Here is a 16,172-nt window from a genome sequence, read left to right as displayed (position 1 = left end):
TTTGATGCCAAAAAGTAAGAGCCCTTCGGCGGCGGTGAGCCGAGGCAAGACTGTGCTGTATGGCATAAGAAATCAGTTACGTCATTTATATTGATTTTTATACCATAAATTATTCCTCAGAATGACAACTTTATATCTATACGGCCTCTTTTTACTCCTTCATAAATCAAACTTAAGACATTCTAAGAATTGCTTTCGATGTAATTGCCTCCTTAAAACTTAAGCAGCCTGGTTTTTTTCGTCTAGGTGAAAGAAAGGCATCAACCAGTTATTTTCAGTGATTGAATAAGGTCATTAGAAAATTGAAAATGATATTTCAAAATTGCCGGACTACCCGGGAAGTTCCCTGATGTTTTCGCGGATAGAATGTTTGCATCTTCGTCATAAGCTACTGGTTCCATGGTGGCATGATATTCTTTGTTGGCTTTATCAATCCAGCTTTCAATTTCTGCTTTTCCGTTATGGGTTTTGCCTTCATCAAATACTTCTGCAGTTTCAGTAAAACAACTGGCATACGCAGTACTGTCAAATTCGTTTTGTGCTTTTACTAATTCGGAGATCATTTTTGGTAAATTCATCGTATTGTATTTATGGTTATTAAACGGTTGGCACTGTACCGCCGTCTATTATAAATTCAGTTCCTGTTAAATAGCTGGCTCTTGGCGAAACCAGAAAGCCGACCAATTCAGCTACTTCTTCAGGTTCGGCGGGCCTGCCGAAAGGTATGCCGCCCAAAGCATCCATCACGCTTTTCTGCGCTTCAGCTATAGTACTGTTTGCGTTTCTTGCAATTTCACCCAGCCATGAGGCCGATGCTGTTGTGTTGATCCAGCCTGGTGAAACCGTTAACACCCGGATACCCTTAGGGGTAACTTCGTTCGATAAACTTTTACTGTAATTTCTCAAAGCGGCTTTAGCTGCGGCATAAGGTAACGTAGAATCGTACAAAGGCAGTTTACCCTGAATGGATGCGATGTGAATAATAACACCGCTTTCTCTATCGATCATTTGTGGTAAAAATTCCCTGTCAAGCCGAATTGGTGCGAGCAAATTGGCTTGCAGGGTCGATTCCCAGTCTTCATCTGATAAAACGGAGAATCCACCGGCAGGTGTTGATGAACCGCCGAGGTTGTTTACCAGAATATCCAGCCTTCCGTATTTCGAGCGTACTTCGCTGACTACTTTTTTTGTTCCCTCCGCGGTACTCAGATCGGAAGCAATAAAATGCAGATTGCTGTTTTCTTTTTCAGGTGTATTTCTAGCACTGATAATCACCGTTGCTCCGGCGTGTAGCAATCTTTCAGCAATTGCTTTTCCGGTACCTTTTGTTCCACCGGTTACCAAGACGATTTTGCCCTGCAGTTCGTTGTTGTAATTAAAGTGATTTTCCATTTGTCGAATTCTTTGATACAAATTTGAGAAGTATCACTTTTTCCGGCAATAACGGAAAACCGAATTGCATAGGGATAAATTTTTCCCCTATTGTACAAATTGGTACATTGGATTAAATTTGTATATGCACGAAAGAAAAATACCCTTGAATTTAAACTGCGGCCTCGACCTGATCGGTGAAGTACTTTACGGCAAATGGAAAATCCGTTTGTTATGGTTTATCCATCAGGGAAATTTGAGACCTAGTGAATTACAACGTAAAATTCCCGATGCTTCAAGACGTGTTTTGAACATCCAGTTGAAAGAATTGGAAGATCATGAATTGGTGAAAAAGAAAATTTATGCTCAGGTTCCACCAAAAGTGGAGTATTCCCTTACTGATTTCGGTCAAACCCTGGTGCCGGTAATTTCTACATTAGGATTTTGGGGCGACGAACATGAAAGCAGGCTGAGAAGAGTAATTTTAAAAAGAATGGAAACCTCACAGGATCTTTCAGGTTATACAAAAGAAGTGTCCACCATATAGCTTTTAAGTTAATTTCTACTCTTGCTCAAAAGGTACATTTCAGGCTTGGTTATTTATCTTCAAAATATATCCCAAACCATATACATTTTCTATACTCACCTGATCTGAAGACTTGAAAAGCCGACGAAGTCTGGAAATGAATACTTCAAGACTTTTTCCACTAAAATAGTCGTCGTTTCCCCACAACGCTAGCAGCAGATCCTTTTTTTTGACTACCTGATTGATATGGCCAGCAAGCTGATCCAATACTTCTGCTTCTCTTACGGTAAGGGAAACTTCTTTACCATTGGGCATCAAAACAAATAACTGATCTTTTTGATACCTGATATCGCCCAGATTGATGTAGCCAGCTTTTGCCATAGCTAGGGTTTTTTGATCCGGTGAAAATTTGTTGATGATGTTTGCGATTCTCAGTACCAGTTCCTCAATTTCAAATGGTTTGGATATATAATCTATTGCGCCGATCTTAAGCCCACGGAGCCGGTCTTGTTTTTCGTTGTGTGCCGTAAGAAAAAAGAACGGTTGGTTAGGGTTTATTTTCACCAGCTCAGCAGCAAGATCAAAACCATTTAGGTCAGGCAATTGTACATCAACAATCACCAGCTTATTTTCAATGGGGTTTGCAGCATAATAATCGAGTGCTGCTGTAGCAGTTTTGAACCATTGTACACTAAAACCCCGTAACCTTAAGTATGATGAGATGACGTTGCCCAGGTCTGTTTCATCTTCAATTATGATGATATCGTTAAGCATAGGGTTGCAATTTATTAATCATTTATAACAATCTTAATCTGCTCTACAGGTATATGCACCAGGAACTCTGTTCCCTGATCAGCCGTTGTTTTTATACTGATTTTCCAACCATGAATATCAAGACATTGTTTAACATAATATAGGCCCAGGCCCAGGCCAGACACTGTACTATCTTTACCTCCACGAAAGAATTTACCAAATATTTTTTCTTTCATATCGTCTTCCATTCCCCTTCCGTTATCCTTGATATGCAGGGCATAACCATCCTTATCTTTAGTAATAAATAGCACGGTCGCTTTAACATCGCTATCGTTATGTTTAAAAGAATTGTCAAGTATATTCTGCAGCATGGTGGTAAACACAAAAGGATCCATCATCACCAGTATTTCCGAATCATGAGGATCAAACGTAAGGCTGTTTGGTTCATGTATTTTTATTTTATAATCGTTGATCAGGGTAAGCACAGCATAATTAAGATCTGTTTCTTCTAAATTGATATGATGGTTCATTTCCGAGACCTCCAACATTTGGTTAATGTGTGAATGAAGCCTTCTGGCCTGTCTTTCAATAATATTTATAAGTGTACTTACACGATTCCGATCGTTGAGTACGTCATTTTCATGCAAGCTTTTGCTTGCTACTAAAATGGTGGTGATAGGCGTGTTAAATTCGTGCTTGATGCTGTTCAGGAAGTCTGATTTGACATCTGTTTCTTTCTTTTGGCGCATCCAGCTCATGTAGGTGTAATAGTTAATGCCTACGATGATCAAAATACACAGTGACACCAATAAAAATGTAGGCAGCATCTGATAAGCCACTTTGAGCATACGGCCCGGGGAATCAACAAAAAGGTTGAAGGTTACCCTATAATCGTAAACCAGTTTATCACTAACAGAGAGATGAGTAATTCTGTTCTGTAGGGTTGGATGAGTCAATGTACCATCAATGATTATACCGAACGGCGTTTTTTGGTTTGCTTTAAAATCCGTAGGGGTATGTCTGTCGAACAGGATAATGTCTCCGATTTTGGTGTCGAAGTTGATGTCGATCTGCTGAAAGGTAAGCAGGTATTTTAAGTTGCTGTCCAGGCCATTTCTTTTCACTATTGATTGGAAAACACTGTCCATAGTGCTTTTCTTTTGAAGTTCCTTCAATAAGTTATTGCTAATGCTTTTCGAAAGTTTGATGAATTCCTTCCGGTTGCTGAGATAAGCTTTTTTAAGCGCGGGCATATTGATGGTGAGGATCGAATCGATAATCTTGCCACCGCCTTTGTAAACTTTATCTTCGGAGATACTGCGGCCATATTCATCGTTAATCAGTGTTTTTTCTTTTAAACTATAATCCCTGTCTCTCAGTACGTAAGAGTTATAAGTTAATCTGAATTGCACGAGAAGTAATATCAGAAAACTGAGCAATACGACTGATTTATATATCCGGTTTTTCATTTTATACTTTAAAAATAGACGTATTATTCCATAAATAGTATGCCGTTAAGCTTTTGTTAGGTTTCTGTTACGTTTTCGTTTGGCAAATTATTGCGATGTTGGACGTAGCTTTGAATAATGAAGATAGACGACGCTTATCAATCAGATTTTTATTGATCAGTCTAATTCTCAGCAACAATAGCAGATAAATCTATTATTCAGAAGATTCACCTTATACTTAAACCCTAAAAAGAAAATGGCCTTTAAAAGGATTTTATTATTACTTATTGTCTCAGCTGCAACATCAATTTATACGGTTAGGGCGCAGCAGAAAGCTGCCAACAAACCCTTATCCGAATTGCAACAGGATTTTGTCGACCTCGGATTGGGTATGTTCATTCATTACGGCATGCCCACTTTTATGGATCAGGACTGGTCGGATCCGGATGCAGATCTTTCCCTGTTTAAATCGCCAAAACTTAATGCCGATCAATGGGCGAAAGCGGCAAAATCGGCCAATATGACCTATGGTTGTTTAACCACCAAACACCATAGTGGTTTTCCGATCTGGAATACCAAAACAACAGCTTACAACGTCATGAATACGCCGTTAAAGCGTGATGTGGTAAAAGAGTATGCAGATGCTTTTCGCCGAAATGGCTTAAAGGTAATGCTTTATTATTCTATACTGGATACCCACCACGGGATCCGTCCAAATCAGATTACACCGGATAATGTGAAAATGATTAAAGACCAGCTGACCGAATTGCTCACCAATTATGGCGAGATCACCGCCCTGATTATTGATGGATGGGATGCACCATGGTCCAGGATTTCTTATGATCAGGTGCCTTTTGAAGATATTTATTACCTGATTAAATCGTTACAGCCAAATTGCCTGGTAATGGATCTCAATGCAGCCAAATACCCTACGCAAGCGCTTTTTTATACTGATATCAAATCTTACGAACAGGGGGCAGGTCAGTTTATTTCAAAAGAAAACAATAAGCTGCCAGCGCTGGCTTGTCTTCCGCTCCAGGCCAACTGGTTCTGGAAAACATCTTTCCCAACAACTGCGGTAAAAAACGTACCTGAACTGGTTAACAAATTTATTATTCCATATAACGGTGCGTACTGTAATTTTATTCTCAACGTGGCGCCGGGTAAAAACGGTTTGATAGACGACAATGCCCTGTCGGCTCTTAAGGAAATGGGACAGCTCTATAAAAAACCTGTAGGTCTCCCCCGTATCCCACAACATGCTGCTCCAATTATTTCCAGTAATATCGCTAAACACGTTAAAAGCAATAGTAGCTGGAGTGATGATATGAATATAATGGATTTTGCCAACGATGATAATTTTGGCTCAAGCTGGTCTTCCAATTATACCGTAAAATCACCATGGTATGAATTGAATTTTGAAAAGGTAGTACCTTGTAATATGGTGGTGCTTACCGCAGGCAATAACCACAAGGCAACTTATCATTTACAATATTATGCAAATGGCCAATGGAATGCATTGCCGGCGAATAACGAAGGCGAAAAAAAGGTGAACATTTTCAGGTTTGAGCGGATCTGGTGCGAAAAAATAAAAGTTACCATTACAGATTTTGACAGTCCACCGGTTATCGCTGAACTCGGTGTATTTAACGAAAGGAAATAAAATAGCTTAGCCGGATCAGTTTTAGTCCGGCTAAATTATTAATACGCTGATCAACCAATTTTTGGCACCATCATGCTATCCTATACTGTTTCAGATACGTTTTCAAAATTTGCCGGGCTTGATGAATATGAGTTTTCACTGTTCCCAATGGAATACCCCGCTCTTCAGCGATTTCTTCATATTTATAGCCTTCAAAATACCGCTGAAACGGGATCCGGTATTGATCAGGTAAACTCTGTAATGCTTTTTGGATGTCATCCATCACGAACTTTCCTTCAGAAGAAATTTTAGTTGAACTTTTAAGCAGGTTAGGACTTGACAAATCTTCATCTCTACTGATCACTGAATGTCTTTTCTGAGCTTTACGATAGTCGTTGATAAAGGTATTTCGCATAATTACATAAAGCCAGCCACGTAAATTTGTGCCTTTATCAAACTTAGCGCAAAATCGAATTCCTTTAATCAGTGTATCCTGCACAAGGTCTTTTGCATCATCTTCATCATGGGTAAACCGCATCGCATGGCTAAAGAGGGCAATAGCATGCCCATCAGCCGCTCTGCTGAATTCATTTTGATTCATAATTTTTCAATTAGGTAGATAGGTTATGTAAGAACAGGAGGAATTAAATTAAGTTTTAATTAATCTTCTCACACAGAAAAATGAGTGCCTGCCTGGTAACCTATATTAAAGATTGAAAACATAAGATTTAGGTATGGCCAGATAGCGTAACAAAACTTTTTTGTATACCACAGTGTTTAAAAGTCCAAATAAACCTACAATAATTTCAATTAATATCAGTATGATTGTTACATACGACTATGAACTTGGGCCAAATCAGCTTTATTGTTAAAGTGATTTGATCGTAACTGATTTGGCTAATTTCTTTTTACAGCTATAGCAAAACAAAAAAATGTTTAGGACGAAATGGATGTTCAAAATATCTTCGATAAATTTGATAGGGCTCTTCAACGGAATTAATTGCTATTAATATGATAAAATCAGCCCATCTTCCTGATCTTTTTACGCTTCAATCCATTTTTGAAGGCATTCAGGATGCTATATACTATCATGACCTTGAATTCAAGATTACCAACTGGAACCCCGCTGCGGAGCGTATGTTTGGCTATACTGCAACAGAGGTACTGGGGAAATCTGTTTTTCTGCTGATTCCGGAAGACAGATATTCAGAAAAGAAAAAGCTGATGCAGGAGATTTTAAACGATAAACGAATCAGACAGTACAGAACTTTCCGCCTTACCCGTTCAGGCAAGAAAATACCTGTTTCCTTAACCTTTTCACCGATCAAAGATCAGGATGGAAAAATTATTGGCACCTCGCAAATTGCCCACGACATATCTTTTGAACACCAGGCCGAAGAAAAACAGTCTATGCTCGCTGCCATCATAGAAAGTTCTGAAGATGCCATTATCAGCAAAACGCTTGATGGAATCATTACCACCTGGAATAAAGGAGAGTTGCAAAAAATGATCGTTTTAGTTACTGATCTTTTTGATGTTTCCAAGATACAGTCTGGAAAATTACAATTGAACATGGAACAAGTTAATCTGGCTTTACTTGTTCAGGAGATGAAAGAATCTTTTTTGCAAGCGCACCCGGAGCATATCTTAAAGATTGAAATGCCTGAAGAAAGTTTTGTTCATGCTGATCGGATGCGTCTTGAACAGGTATTAACAAATTTATTGGACAATGCCGTTAAATATGCGCCTCAACAAAAAAAAATCGAATTAAAGATACTCCATATGGATAAAGTGGTACATACTTCGGTTAAAGATTTTGGTCCGGGGATTTCAGAAGAAAACCAAAGTTACATATTCGGCCAGTTTTATCAATCCAAAGAACATCGAGATAGTTCGTCAGGTTTGGGCCTGGGGCTTTTTATATCAAAGGATATCATTGAACGTCATGGTGGCCAGATTTGGGTAGAAAGCAAGCCAGGTAAAGGTGCTACCTTTAATTTTTCTTTACCGTTGGTTTAATATATTTGAGCTTTAAACAAAGGTCAGATTGCTTTTTTATTTACCTGATGAATAACTAATCCGGAATAAAGGAATATTAACCAACATATTTTGGCAGAGGATATCTTTAAATGCCCATATCATTTTTTACTATTCAGGGCTAAAACTAAGGTTCTGTTCTTAGAGTATTCATTTATAACGTAAAACCTACTGTATAAACCTGTTTCTTATAAGCACTGGGCGACATCCCAGTAAGTTTTTTAAAAGATTTTGAAAAGTAGGATAGATTGTCAAAACCGGTTTGTGTTGCAATTTCTGAATAGGAAAGCCGACTGGTAGCCAATAAATACTGCGCCCGTTCGATCCGTTTTTCAAGGATATAGCTAACCGGGCGTTGGCCGGTAAAGATTTTAAATAAACGGGAGAAATAATCGGGATGCTGATTAACACGTGAGGCTAAACTGGTTACAGATAATTCCTGGTGCAGATTGACAAGGATATAACCCACGGTTTCTACTATCTTGACCGGAACATGTTGCTCTTCAGGTTTGCGTTGTAACTGTGGTTGCAGCAAGCGCCCCATCAGTTGAAGCAGTATGCCCTGGGTTTCAAGGTAACTGGCTAAACCCTGCATGTTATTCAGCTCCTGATATTCTTTATAGTAAATATTTTTCTCGTAAATCTTTGGATCATCAGATCGATTGATGCCACGGCCGGGATTAATTTCAAGCAATCGTTTAAAAAGATCAATATCCATCTGTTTAGCCTTAACTTTCGAAACATTCCGGCTTCGGGCAAAGAGAGAATTTCCATCCACAGATTCTTCAAAGAACTGCACAAAGTACTGGCTTAGATATCCATCACAATGTAAATTACAAAGGGTAAAACTGGGTATAATATAGAGGTATCCGGGTTCAAGTTTTAAAGCGCCCGATTGGTGGGATATCTCACCGCTTCCTTCGTCTATGTAATAAATCCGGAAATAAGGACTGATTACATTTGAGTAATTCCATTTTTCCGATAATTTCACATAATCTACGTTGAGTAGTGAAAAGGTATTTTGCAATACTCGTTTAATCATTTTTAAATGTCGGATTTTTACAACAAATAGTCTAATTTAGTTAAAAATAGATCGGATAACTTGTTTATTTTTGAAATAGCAACCAAATATAAAACCGTTATCACACAAATGAAAAAAAAAATATCCGTAAGCATTATTGCAATTTTCCTGTTGCTAAATGCAAAAGCTCAGCAAAAAAACATTAACCCTGGGCAGGGTAAATTCAATCCTACAGACGAATCTTTGAAGCAATATGAATATCCGGAGTGGTTCCGTGATGCCAAATTTGGTATCTGGTCGCATTGGGGCCCTCAGGCCGTTCCCCGTCAGGGCGATTGGTATGCACGGGGCATGTATCTGCAGGGAAATGATCAGAATAAATATCATGTAGCGCATTACGGTACACCATCCAAATTTGGTTATAAGGACATTATTCCGCTTTGGAAGGCAGAAAAATGGAACCCCGAGCAATTGATGGCCCTTTATAAAAAAGCAGGTGCCAGATATTTTGTAAGCATGGGCTCACATCATGATATGTTCTTTTTATGGAATTCGAAAATCCATAGATGGAATTCGGTAAAAATGGGCCCCAAAAAGGATATAGTTGGACTTTGGCAGAAAGCGGCAAAAAAAGAAGGCCTCCGTTTTGGAGTTTCTGAACATCTGGCTGCAAGTTTCAATTGGTTCCAGCCCAGCCATGGTTCCGATAAAACCGGACCGTTTGCAGGGGTTCCGTATGATGGGCATGACCCGCAATACGCAGACCTGTATCATTTGCCAGCTGACTCCAGCGATATAAAAGAATGGCTGACTAATAATCCGGTATGGCATAAAAAATGGTTAACCTATGTAACCGAACTCATTGATCATTACCATCCTGATCTGCTTTATTCAGATAGCAAAGTGCCTTTTGAAGAATATGGCCGTAAAATGGTGGCACATTATTATAATCAGGATCTGGCTAAAAATAAAGGTAAACTGGAAGCGGTTTATACACCTAAAGAAGCTTCAGGAGGTAAATGGGCACAGGATGTAGAACGCGGGGTACTGGATTCGATCAGTCCTTTTCCCTGGCAAACCGATACTTCAATCGGTGATTGGTACTACAGAACAGGACAACGTTACAAAAGTACAAATGAGATTGCCCAGCTATTAACTGATGTAGTTAGTAAAAACGGAAACTTGCTGATTAATGTGGTGCAAACCCCTGAAGGCGACCTGGAACCTGATGTTATTAAAATTGTAACGGAATTAGGCGAATGGACCAAAACTTATGGAGAAGGGATTTATGCCACAAGGCCCTGGAAAGTATACGGAGAAGGACCATCTACGATTAAATCCAACCAGAAAAAAGGCGATTTTGGTGGATTGGCGGATACACGTGATTATGAAGCTACGGATATCCGTTATACTACAAAAGGCGGCAACCTGTTTGCATTTTGCATGAGTGTGCCAAAAACGGAGATTAAAATGGAATTACTGGGAAAAAGCTCTAAATATCTCGAAAAAACAATTCGCTCGGTTACCCTTTTGGGCAGCAAGGAAAAACTAGACTGGACACAAAACGATGCTTCACTGGTGATCAGAAAGCCGAAAAATTACCCTGCCTGGGCTGTTACAGGATTTAAAATTGAATTTAATAAATAACAATATACATAATATTCTCTGATGGAAACCAAGCGCCCTGCACTGGCCGTAATATTGATTACCTCACTGTTTTTTTTATGGGGATTTGCCCATAATCTCGATCCGATATTAATTCCGCATTTAAAACGGTCATTTACGCTCACTACGGTACAGGCCACACTGGTAGATTCGGCTGTTTTTATCGCCTATTTTGTGATGGCGCTGCCGGCAGGCATCATCATGAAGAAGTATGGATACAAAAGTGGAATCATTATCGGCCTGCTGATATTCTCGGTAGGATGTTATCTGTTTTTGCCTGCAGCCGAGGTACAATCTTACAACTTTTTCTTAGCCGCGCTCTTTATTATTGCCTGCGGACTTACTATTCTGGAAACAGCAGCAAATCCATATATCACCTTAGTTGGAAAACCGGAAACTTCTACTTTCAGGCTAAATCTTGCCCAGTCTTTTAATGGGCTTGCAGCTTCACTAGCACCTATCATCGGAGGTAAACTGATCCTGGTAGAGGGTGTACCAGATAGCGCGCTTGCCAAAATGGATTTAGCTACAAGAAAATCTGTGCTGGCATCAGAAGCTTCCTCTGTTCAGGGACCATACTTTGTATTGGGAAGCATATTGGTCCTACTGGCGGCTATATTTTATTTTATCAAACTTCCCGATATCAGGACAAGTGATGAAGGCCGTGGCAGGCACAGTTTTTGGCAAGTTTTTAAACATAAACATTTATCATGGGCAATAACTGCACAGTTTTTTTATGTTGGTGCACAAGTATCTGTATTTAGCCTGTTTATCCTTTATGCAACCAAATCAGCGGGCATTACAGAAAAAGAAGCAACTTATTATCTGGGTGTATGTGGTTTTGCATTTCTGATCGGACGTTTTTTTACCACTTTTCTCATGCGCTTTTTTAAGGCCCAATATCTATTGGTTACCTATGCCTTTATCAGCGCATTGCTCTGCTTTATTGCCATAATGGCATCTGGCATTACAACGGTGTATGCCGTTATCGGCATTTGCTTTTTTATGTCGGTTATGTTTCCTACCATTTTCTCTTTGGGCATTAAAGACCTTAAAGAGGATACCGAACTGGGAAGTAGTTTAATTATCATGTCGATTGTAGGAGGTGCAATACTTCCACGTTTTTTTGGATATTTAAGTGATGGAACGGGCAATATCCAAAATGGATATTATGTGCCAATGGTTTGTTTTGTTATCATTATGCTATTTGGTTTAATGGGGCAAAAAACGACAAGAAAAGACATCATTAATCAACCTAATGAAATTTTATAATTAAAAATGAAAAGATACTGTTTGGCCCTTGATCTGGTTGATGATGAAAAACTGATCGCAGAATATGAAGCTTACCACGAAAATGGATGGCCTGAAATTAAAAGCAGCATAACCGGTTCGGGTATACTGGATATGGAAATTTATCGTGTTTCCAACCGCTTGTTTATGATCATGGAAACGGAAGACGATTTCAGTTTCGAAAATAAGGCAATTATGGATGCTTCTAACCCAAAGGTACAGGAATGGGAAACATTGATGTGGAATTACCAGCAAGCATTGCCATTCGCAAAACCAGGAGAAAAGTGGGTATTGATGAAAAAAATATTCGAATTAAATGGTTAGCGATAATGGACAGCTGGAGCCGGGCCAAAGGCTGCCTCCGGTTATTTTCGGGACCAGTAGTTTGGGAAATCTCTATCAGGCGGTAGATTATGGCATTAAACTGGAAATAGTAAAAGCCTGTTTAGCCTCCTCAAAACCGGTTGCATTTTTCGATTCTGCCGGAAAATATGGGGCAGGTCTCGCCTTGGAATCACTGGGGAAATGTTTGGCAGATTTAAAGGTAAATCCTCAACAGGTAGTCATCAGTAATAAACTGGGCTGGTACAGAACGCCGCTTCTAACTCCCGAACCTACCTTTGAGGCCGGTATCTGGAAGGATATCGAACATGATGCAGTGCAAATGATCAGTTATGATGGGATCTTAAAGTGTTTTGAACAAGGGAATAAACTGTTGGGTACTTACCAGGCACAGATGGTATCCGTACACGATCCTGATGAATATCTTTTTGCAAGCCATAATGAGGAAGATTATAAAGAACGTTACCAGCAAATCCTTGATGCCTATAGGGCATTGGCAGAATTAAAAGCTGCTGGTTTGGTATCTTCCATTGGGGTAGGTGCAAAAGACTGGAAAATTATCCAGGCCGTTGCAGCAGATGTTGATCTCGACTGGGTAATGATTGCCAACAGTCTCACCGTCAAATCGCATCCTACTGATCTGATTACGTTTATAAAAGAACTTAACCAAAAAAATATCAAAGTAATTAACTCTGCCATATTTAATGGTGGCTTTTTAACCGGCGGGGATTTTTATAATTACCAGCCGGTTGATGGAAATAGTTCGGCGGGAAAAGCACTTTTAGATTGGAGAGATAAATTTTATCAGGTTTGTAAAACTTTCGATGTACTTCCTGCAGAGGCCTGTTTTAGTTTTTCTGCAGGTTTCCCCGGAGTAAAAAGCATTGCCTTAAATACTACCCGGCCTGATAAAGTAGCTGTAAATGCGGCGTTGGCCCAAAAAGAAATTCCTGCCGGGTTTTGGCAGGAAATGCAAACACAGGGATTGATTGAATTTTTAAAATAAAGATGAAAGCATTAGTTTGTAATACACCAGGAGAATTTAGCTATATCAATAAAGAGATGCCAGCTGTTGAAGATGGAATGGTATTGCTCAAGATGCGAAGATTAGGGATTTGCGGTACCGATTACCACGCATTTGAAGGCACTCAGCCATTTTTCGAATATCCCAGAATCCTCGGCCATGAGATTGCTGCCGAAGTGGTAGATGCAGGGGAGGGGGCAGACTTTAAATCCGGAGATCTGGTTACCATTAGTCCATATTTTTATTGTGGAAAGTGCATCGCATGCCGAAGCGGCAGAACCAATTGTTGCGTAAACATTAAAGTTTTCGGTGTTCATATAGACGGTGCCATGCAGGAGTACATCACGGTTCCTGCATCCTCAATTGTTAGTGGCGAAGGATTAACAGTAGATGAACTGGCACTCATAGAACCATTGGCCATTGGTGCGCATGGCGTTAGTCTGGCACAACCGAACAAAGGCGACAATGTGGTGGTCCTTGGCGCCGGACCGATTGGTTTGGGTACTATTGCATTTGCCAAAATCAGCGGTGCCGAAGTGACAGTTATAGATGTGAATGACAACAGGCTGTCTTTTTGCAGGGAACGTTTCGGCATTACAAACACCATTAATCCCTTGGTAACAGATGCTGTAGAGCAGCTGTCAAAAATTACCAATGGAGAAATGGCGAAGGTGGTTATTGATTGTACCGGAAACTTAAAGGCCATTAACAATGCCTTCCGGTTTTTAGCGCATACTGGTAAATTTATCATGATAGGCCTTCAGAAAGGTACGATTGAAGTGGTACATCCTGAGTTTCATAAGCGCGAAGCCGTATTAATGAGTAGTAGAAATGCGCTGCCGCACGATTTTGCCCATGTAATTGATTGCATTAGAAACGGACTGGTTAAACCGACTGATTTTATCACCCATCATGTTCCGTTTACGGAGGTAAAAGAAAAATTTAATCATCTACTCCATGCAAATGATTCGCTGATCAAAGCATTGATCAGTTTTGACGAATAACGCCAGGTATTTAATGTTGATTTGAAAAAGTAATTTCAGTATTTAAAGAGCAGGACTAGTTTTGCCTATCAAATCTAGTTTTGCTTTTTTATCTATTATTTCGACTACAGCCTGGAATTGTAGTGCAAAAGCTGTTGTTTACATTCATTACGAAGATAAATTACCTAATCATTGACAAATTTACCCGTACGGTCGTCATTTCCGCACATGCGGCAATCTTAGGCGGGCTGCACTATGGCTCTCTTCATGGCTATACCAGACGGATCTGGCAAACAAATCGCTTTTCTGCTTATAGTCTTAATTTGTAAGCTTCAAACCTGAGCTTACTAAATGGCCTTCCTGGCATACACAGCTAACTATTTTAATAGTGGGTAAACTCACCTGAACAAATTGTAGGTGAAATTAATTATAATATAGCTTCTTATCCATATTCGCTATTTAACCTTTAATTTCAAGCCTATATCCCTTAGTGCGGATCACAACGATATTGATATGAGGATCGGCTTCCAGTTTTTTTCTAAGCTTTGATATAAACATATCCAGGCTACGGCCCACAATAACACCTTCATCTTCCCAGATCTCTTTTTGCAGCCGACTTCTCTCAATGATTTCGTTGGGAGACTTTGCAAAGATGAGCAACAACCTGGTTTCGGTACCGGTTAATTGCATTACCTTTTCATTTATGGTGAGCTTTCGGCTTTCCGTGTCAAATACAGCTGCACCTAACGTAATCAGGTCTTCGTGTTGATTTTTATTGTATGAAGTTTTTTGAGGCTTAACCGATCTAAAAAAGATAAAGCCAACAAATGCCAGAAATGGCAGACTGCCCAGAAGATATCCATTTTTCTTCGTGATAATTCCTTTTGGTTTCAGTTTAATGTCGATGATATAACTTGCTTTTGGCTGCTTTCTTCCTATGCATGCTATAATTTCATCTTCTTTATGCTGAGATATTGCATATCCGTAAGTAACACTGGAATCCTTTAAATTTAATACTTTAACTACATAATTATTTGCCATCGGGTCTTTCACCAGCAAACGTTTAGTCGTGCTTATCAAGGTAATCGGGTTGAAAGTGAATTCGTGATCAAACTGAATTTGATATTCGTTTGCTGCAACCTTTTTTATGGGGAGTACCCTGGATGTCCTGTCGCCCGATTGTAAGAGCAGTTCATGTCCGATCTTACGGAGCAACATCTCCCTTCTTGCCAAATCAAACCCCTCATTGTCGGTCATACCGGGAATCGCGCAAATGAGCGCAATAAACAGCACTAGCATCAATCCAAAAAGATATTTTCCTTTTCCGGAGAAGCGAATTAGGCTATCAAACATATTGTCAAGGGTTTATTTACAAAGTTTACAATTTTATTTACAATTCTTCCTCTTCAGACCGAAAAATATCGGGGTAGTTTTGTTACAACAAATTAAAAAGATATGAAAAATAAAGAAAATTCCTTTAACAGCTCCGGTTTATCATCGGATAGATCAGCGTTAGTTGCGCCAAAAACGGCTAAAAAAGTCATGTATGGATTTATTTTGCTGCTGGCAGTGGCAAGCGGATTAGCATTTGCTAACCAGAAGATTCAAAATACGAAGATGCCAAAGCCAAAACCGCTTTCCGCTCAACAGAGAGATGCCGAAAGGAAGAAATGGGAGGCAAGCCCCGATGGCGTGAAATTTAAAGCATGGGAAACATCGCCCACAGGTAAAAGAGTGAGTGCCAGTGCTGCGAAAATAAAGGAGGAGATAAATGCCTTTATTGATATGGATGCTGTGGTAACCGGATTATCGCTTCCTCCGGGATCGAGATTAGGGTTCGGTATAATGGCCAGGATTAACGGTGCTGATTACATTGTAAATTTTGAGGCGGAAAGATCGCAACTTGCACAATTGCATAACATCAAGGTTAACGATAAGATCATGGTCAGAAGCCGTAACCTCTCATATGCACCTAAGTACGCCTATCCAATCGTATCAGCTGAATATGCAGAATGGGATGGTAAAGAAATTTTTAAACGTCTACCCCGAAAAGGAGGTTGCTAAGCAATA

At 39.6% G+C, this 16,172-nt stretch carries 16 protein-coding genes; 9 read left to right on the top strand and 7 right to left on the bottom strand.

Annotated elements, in window-relative coordinates:
• Nucleotides 1-260: 260 nt before the first annotated feature.
• The gene (locus QZ738_RS05085) at nucleotides 261-578 is read right to left on the bottom strand and encodes a nuclear transport factor 2 family protein (protein ID WP_293785294.1); all 318 of its coding nucleotides are present in this window, start codon (nucleotides 576-578) and stop codon (nucleotides 261-263) included.
• Nucleotides 579-597: 19 nt separating this feature from the next.
• The gene (locus QZ738_RS05080) at nucleotides 598-1,392 is read right to left on the bottom strand and encodes an SDR family oxidoreductase (RefSeq protein WP_293785292.1); all 795 of its coding nucleotides are present in this window, start codon (nucleotides 1,390-1,392) and stop codon (nucleotides 598-600) included.
• Nucleotides 1,393-1,516: 124 nt separating this feature from the next.
• Here QZ738_RS05080 and QZ738_RS05075 point away from each other — a divergent pair, with 124 nt between their 5' ends.
• Nucleotides 1,517-1,918: a helix-turn-helix domain-containing protein gene (locus QZ738_RS05075; protein WP_293785290.1), complete on the top strand. Its 402-nt coding sequence runs from the start codon at nucleotides 1,517-1,519 to the stop codon at nucleotides 1,916-1,918.
• Nucleotides 1,919-1,957: 39 nt separating this feature from the next.
• On the opposite strand, the gene QZ738_RS05070 is transcribed toward QZ738_RS05075, so the two are convergent.
• Together QZ738_RS05070 and QZ738_RS05065 are read right to left on the bottom strand one after the other, a co-directional pair.
• Complete coding sequence (locus tag QZ738_RS05070) at nucleotides 1,958-2,671, bottom strand: response regulator transcription factor (RefSeq protein WP_293785288.1); 714 nt, start codon at nucleotides 2,669-2,671, stop codon at nucleotides 1,958-1,960.
• Between the two features lie 14 nt (nucleotides 2,672-2,685).
• Nucleotides 2,686-4,119 carry a sensor histidine kinase KdpD gene (locus QZ738_RS05065; protein WP_293785286.1) on the bottom strand — a complete coding sequence of 478 codons (1,434 nt, stop codon included), beginning with the start codon at nucleotides 4,117-4,119 and terminating at the stop codon, nucleotides 2,686-2,688.
• Between the two features lie 235 nt (nucleotides 4,120-4,354).
• On the opposite strand from QZ738_RS05065, the gene QZ738_RS05060 reads away from it, so the two are divergent.
• Nucleotides 4,355-5,761 carry an alpha-L-fucosidase gene (locus QZ738_RS05060; RefSeq protein WP_293785284.1) on the top strand — a complete coding sequence of 469 codons (1,407 nt, stop codon included), beginning with the start codon at nucleotides 4,355-4,357 and terminating at the stop codon, nucleotides 5,759-5,761.
• A gap of 70 nt (nucleotides 5,762-5,831) precedes the next feature.
• On the opposite strand, the gene QZ738_RS05055 is transcribed toward QZ738_RS05060, so the two are convergent.
• Nucleotides 5,832-6,341: a sigma-70 family RNA polymerase sigma factor gene (locus QZ738_RS05055; protein ID WP_293785282.1), complete on the bottom strand. Its 510-nt coding sequence runs from the start codon at nucleotides 6,339-6,341 to the stop codon at nucleotides 5,832-5,834.
• Between the two features lie 410 nt (nucleotides 6,342-6,751).
• Here QZ738_RS05055 and QZ738_RS05050 point away from each other — a divergent pair, with 410 nt between their 5' ends.
• Nucleotides 6,752-7,759 (top strand): PAS domain-containing sensor histidine kinase, encoded by a 1,008-nt coding sequence (locus QZ738_RS05050; RefSeq protein ID WP_293785280.1) that lies wholly within the window; start codon nucleotides 6,752-6,754, stop codon nucleotides 7,757-7,759.
• Nucleotides 7,760-7,931: 172 nt separating this feature from the next.
• On the opposite strand, the gene QZ738_RS05045 is transcribed toward QZ738_RS05050, so the two are convergent.
• Nucleotides 7,932-8,819 (bottom strand): AraC family transcriptional regulator, encoded by an 888-nt coding sequence (locus QZ738_RS05045; protein ID WP_293785278.1) that lies wholly within the window; start codon nucleotides 8,817-8,819, stop codon nucleotides 7,932-7,934.
• Between the two features lie 108 nt (nucleotides 8,820-8,927).
• On the opposite strand from QZ738_RS05045, the gene QZ738_RS05040 reads away from it, so the two are divergent.
• The 5 genes from QZ738_RS05040 to QZ738_RS05020 are packed head-to-tail and all read left to right on the top strand — an operon-like array spanning nucleotide 8,928 to nucleotide 14,123.
• Nucleotides 8,928-10,445, top strand: a complete 1,518-nt coding sequence (locus QZ738_RS05040; protein ID WP_293785276.1) for an alpha-L-fucosidase — start codon at nucleotides 8,928-8,930, stop codon at nucleotides 10,443-10,445.
• Between the two features lie 21 nt (nucleotides 10,446-10,466).
• Complete coding sequence (gene fucP / locus QZ738_RS05035; protein WP_293785274.1) at nucleotides 10,467-11,735, top strand: L-fucose:H+ symporter permease; 1,269 nt, start codon at nucleotides 10,467-10,469, stop codon at nucleotides 11,733-11,735.
• A gap of 6 nt (nucleotides 11,736-11,741) precedes the next feature.
• Nucleotides 11,742-12,077 carry an L-rhamnose mutarotase gene (locus QZ738_RS05030; RefSeq protein ID WP_293785272.1) on the top strand — a complete coding sequence of 112 codons (336 nt, stop codon included), beginning with the start codon at nucleotides 11,742-11,744 and terminating at the stop codon, nucleotides 12,075-12,077.
• Entirely contained in the window at nucleotides 12,070-13,101 is a 1,032-nt protein-coding gene (locus QZ738_RS05025; RefSeq protein WP_293785270.1) for an aldo/keto reductase, read from the top strand. The genes QZ738_RS05030 and QZ738_RS05025 overlap by 8 nt, the downstream gene beginning before the upstream one ends.
• 2 nt (nucleotides 13,102-13,103) lie before the next feature.
• The gene (locus QZ738_RS05020) at nucleotides 13,104-14,123 is read left to right on the top strand and encodes a zinc-binding alcohol dehydrogenase family protein (protein ID WP_293785268.1); all 1,020 of its coding nucleotides are present in this window, start codon (nucleotides 13,104-13,106) and stop codon (nucleotides 14,121-14,123) included.
• A gap of 438 nt (nucleotides 14,124-14,561) precedes the next feature.
• Here the strand turns inward: QZ738_RS05020 and QZ738_RS05015 are convergent, their stop codons facing one another.
• On the bottom strand, nucleotides 14,562-15,455 hold the full coding sequence (locus QZ738_RS05015; RefSeq protein WP_293785266.1) for a winged helix-turn-helix domain-containing protein: 894 nt from the start codon (nucleotides 15,453-15,455) through the stop codon (nucleotides 14,562-14,564).
• A gap of 102 nt (nucleotides 15,456-15,557) precedes the next feature.
• On the opposite strand from QZ738_RS05015, the gene QZ738_RS05010 reads away from it, so the two are divergent.
• Nucleotides 15,558-16,166, top strand: coding sequence for a hypothetical protein (locus QZ738_RS05010; RefSeq protein ID WP_293785264.1), 609 nt, complete (start codon nucleotides 15,558-15,560; stop codon nucleotides 16,164-16,166).
• Nucleotides 16,167-16,172 lie beyond the last annotated feature (6 nt).

Source organism: uncultured Pedobacter sp. (genome assembly GCF_913776295.1).
GTDB lineage: Bacteria > Bacteroidota > Bacteroidia > Sphingobacteriales > Sphingobacteriaceae > Pedobacter.
Note: the sequence above shows the minus strand (reverse complement) of the source record. Positions and strands in the feature narration are given on the sequence as shown.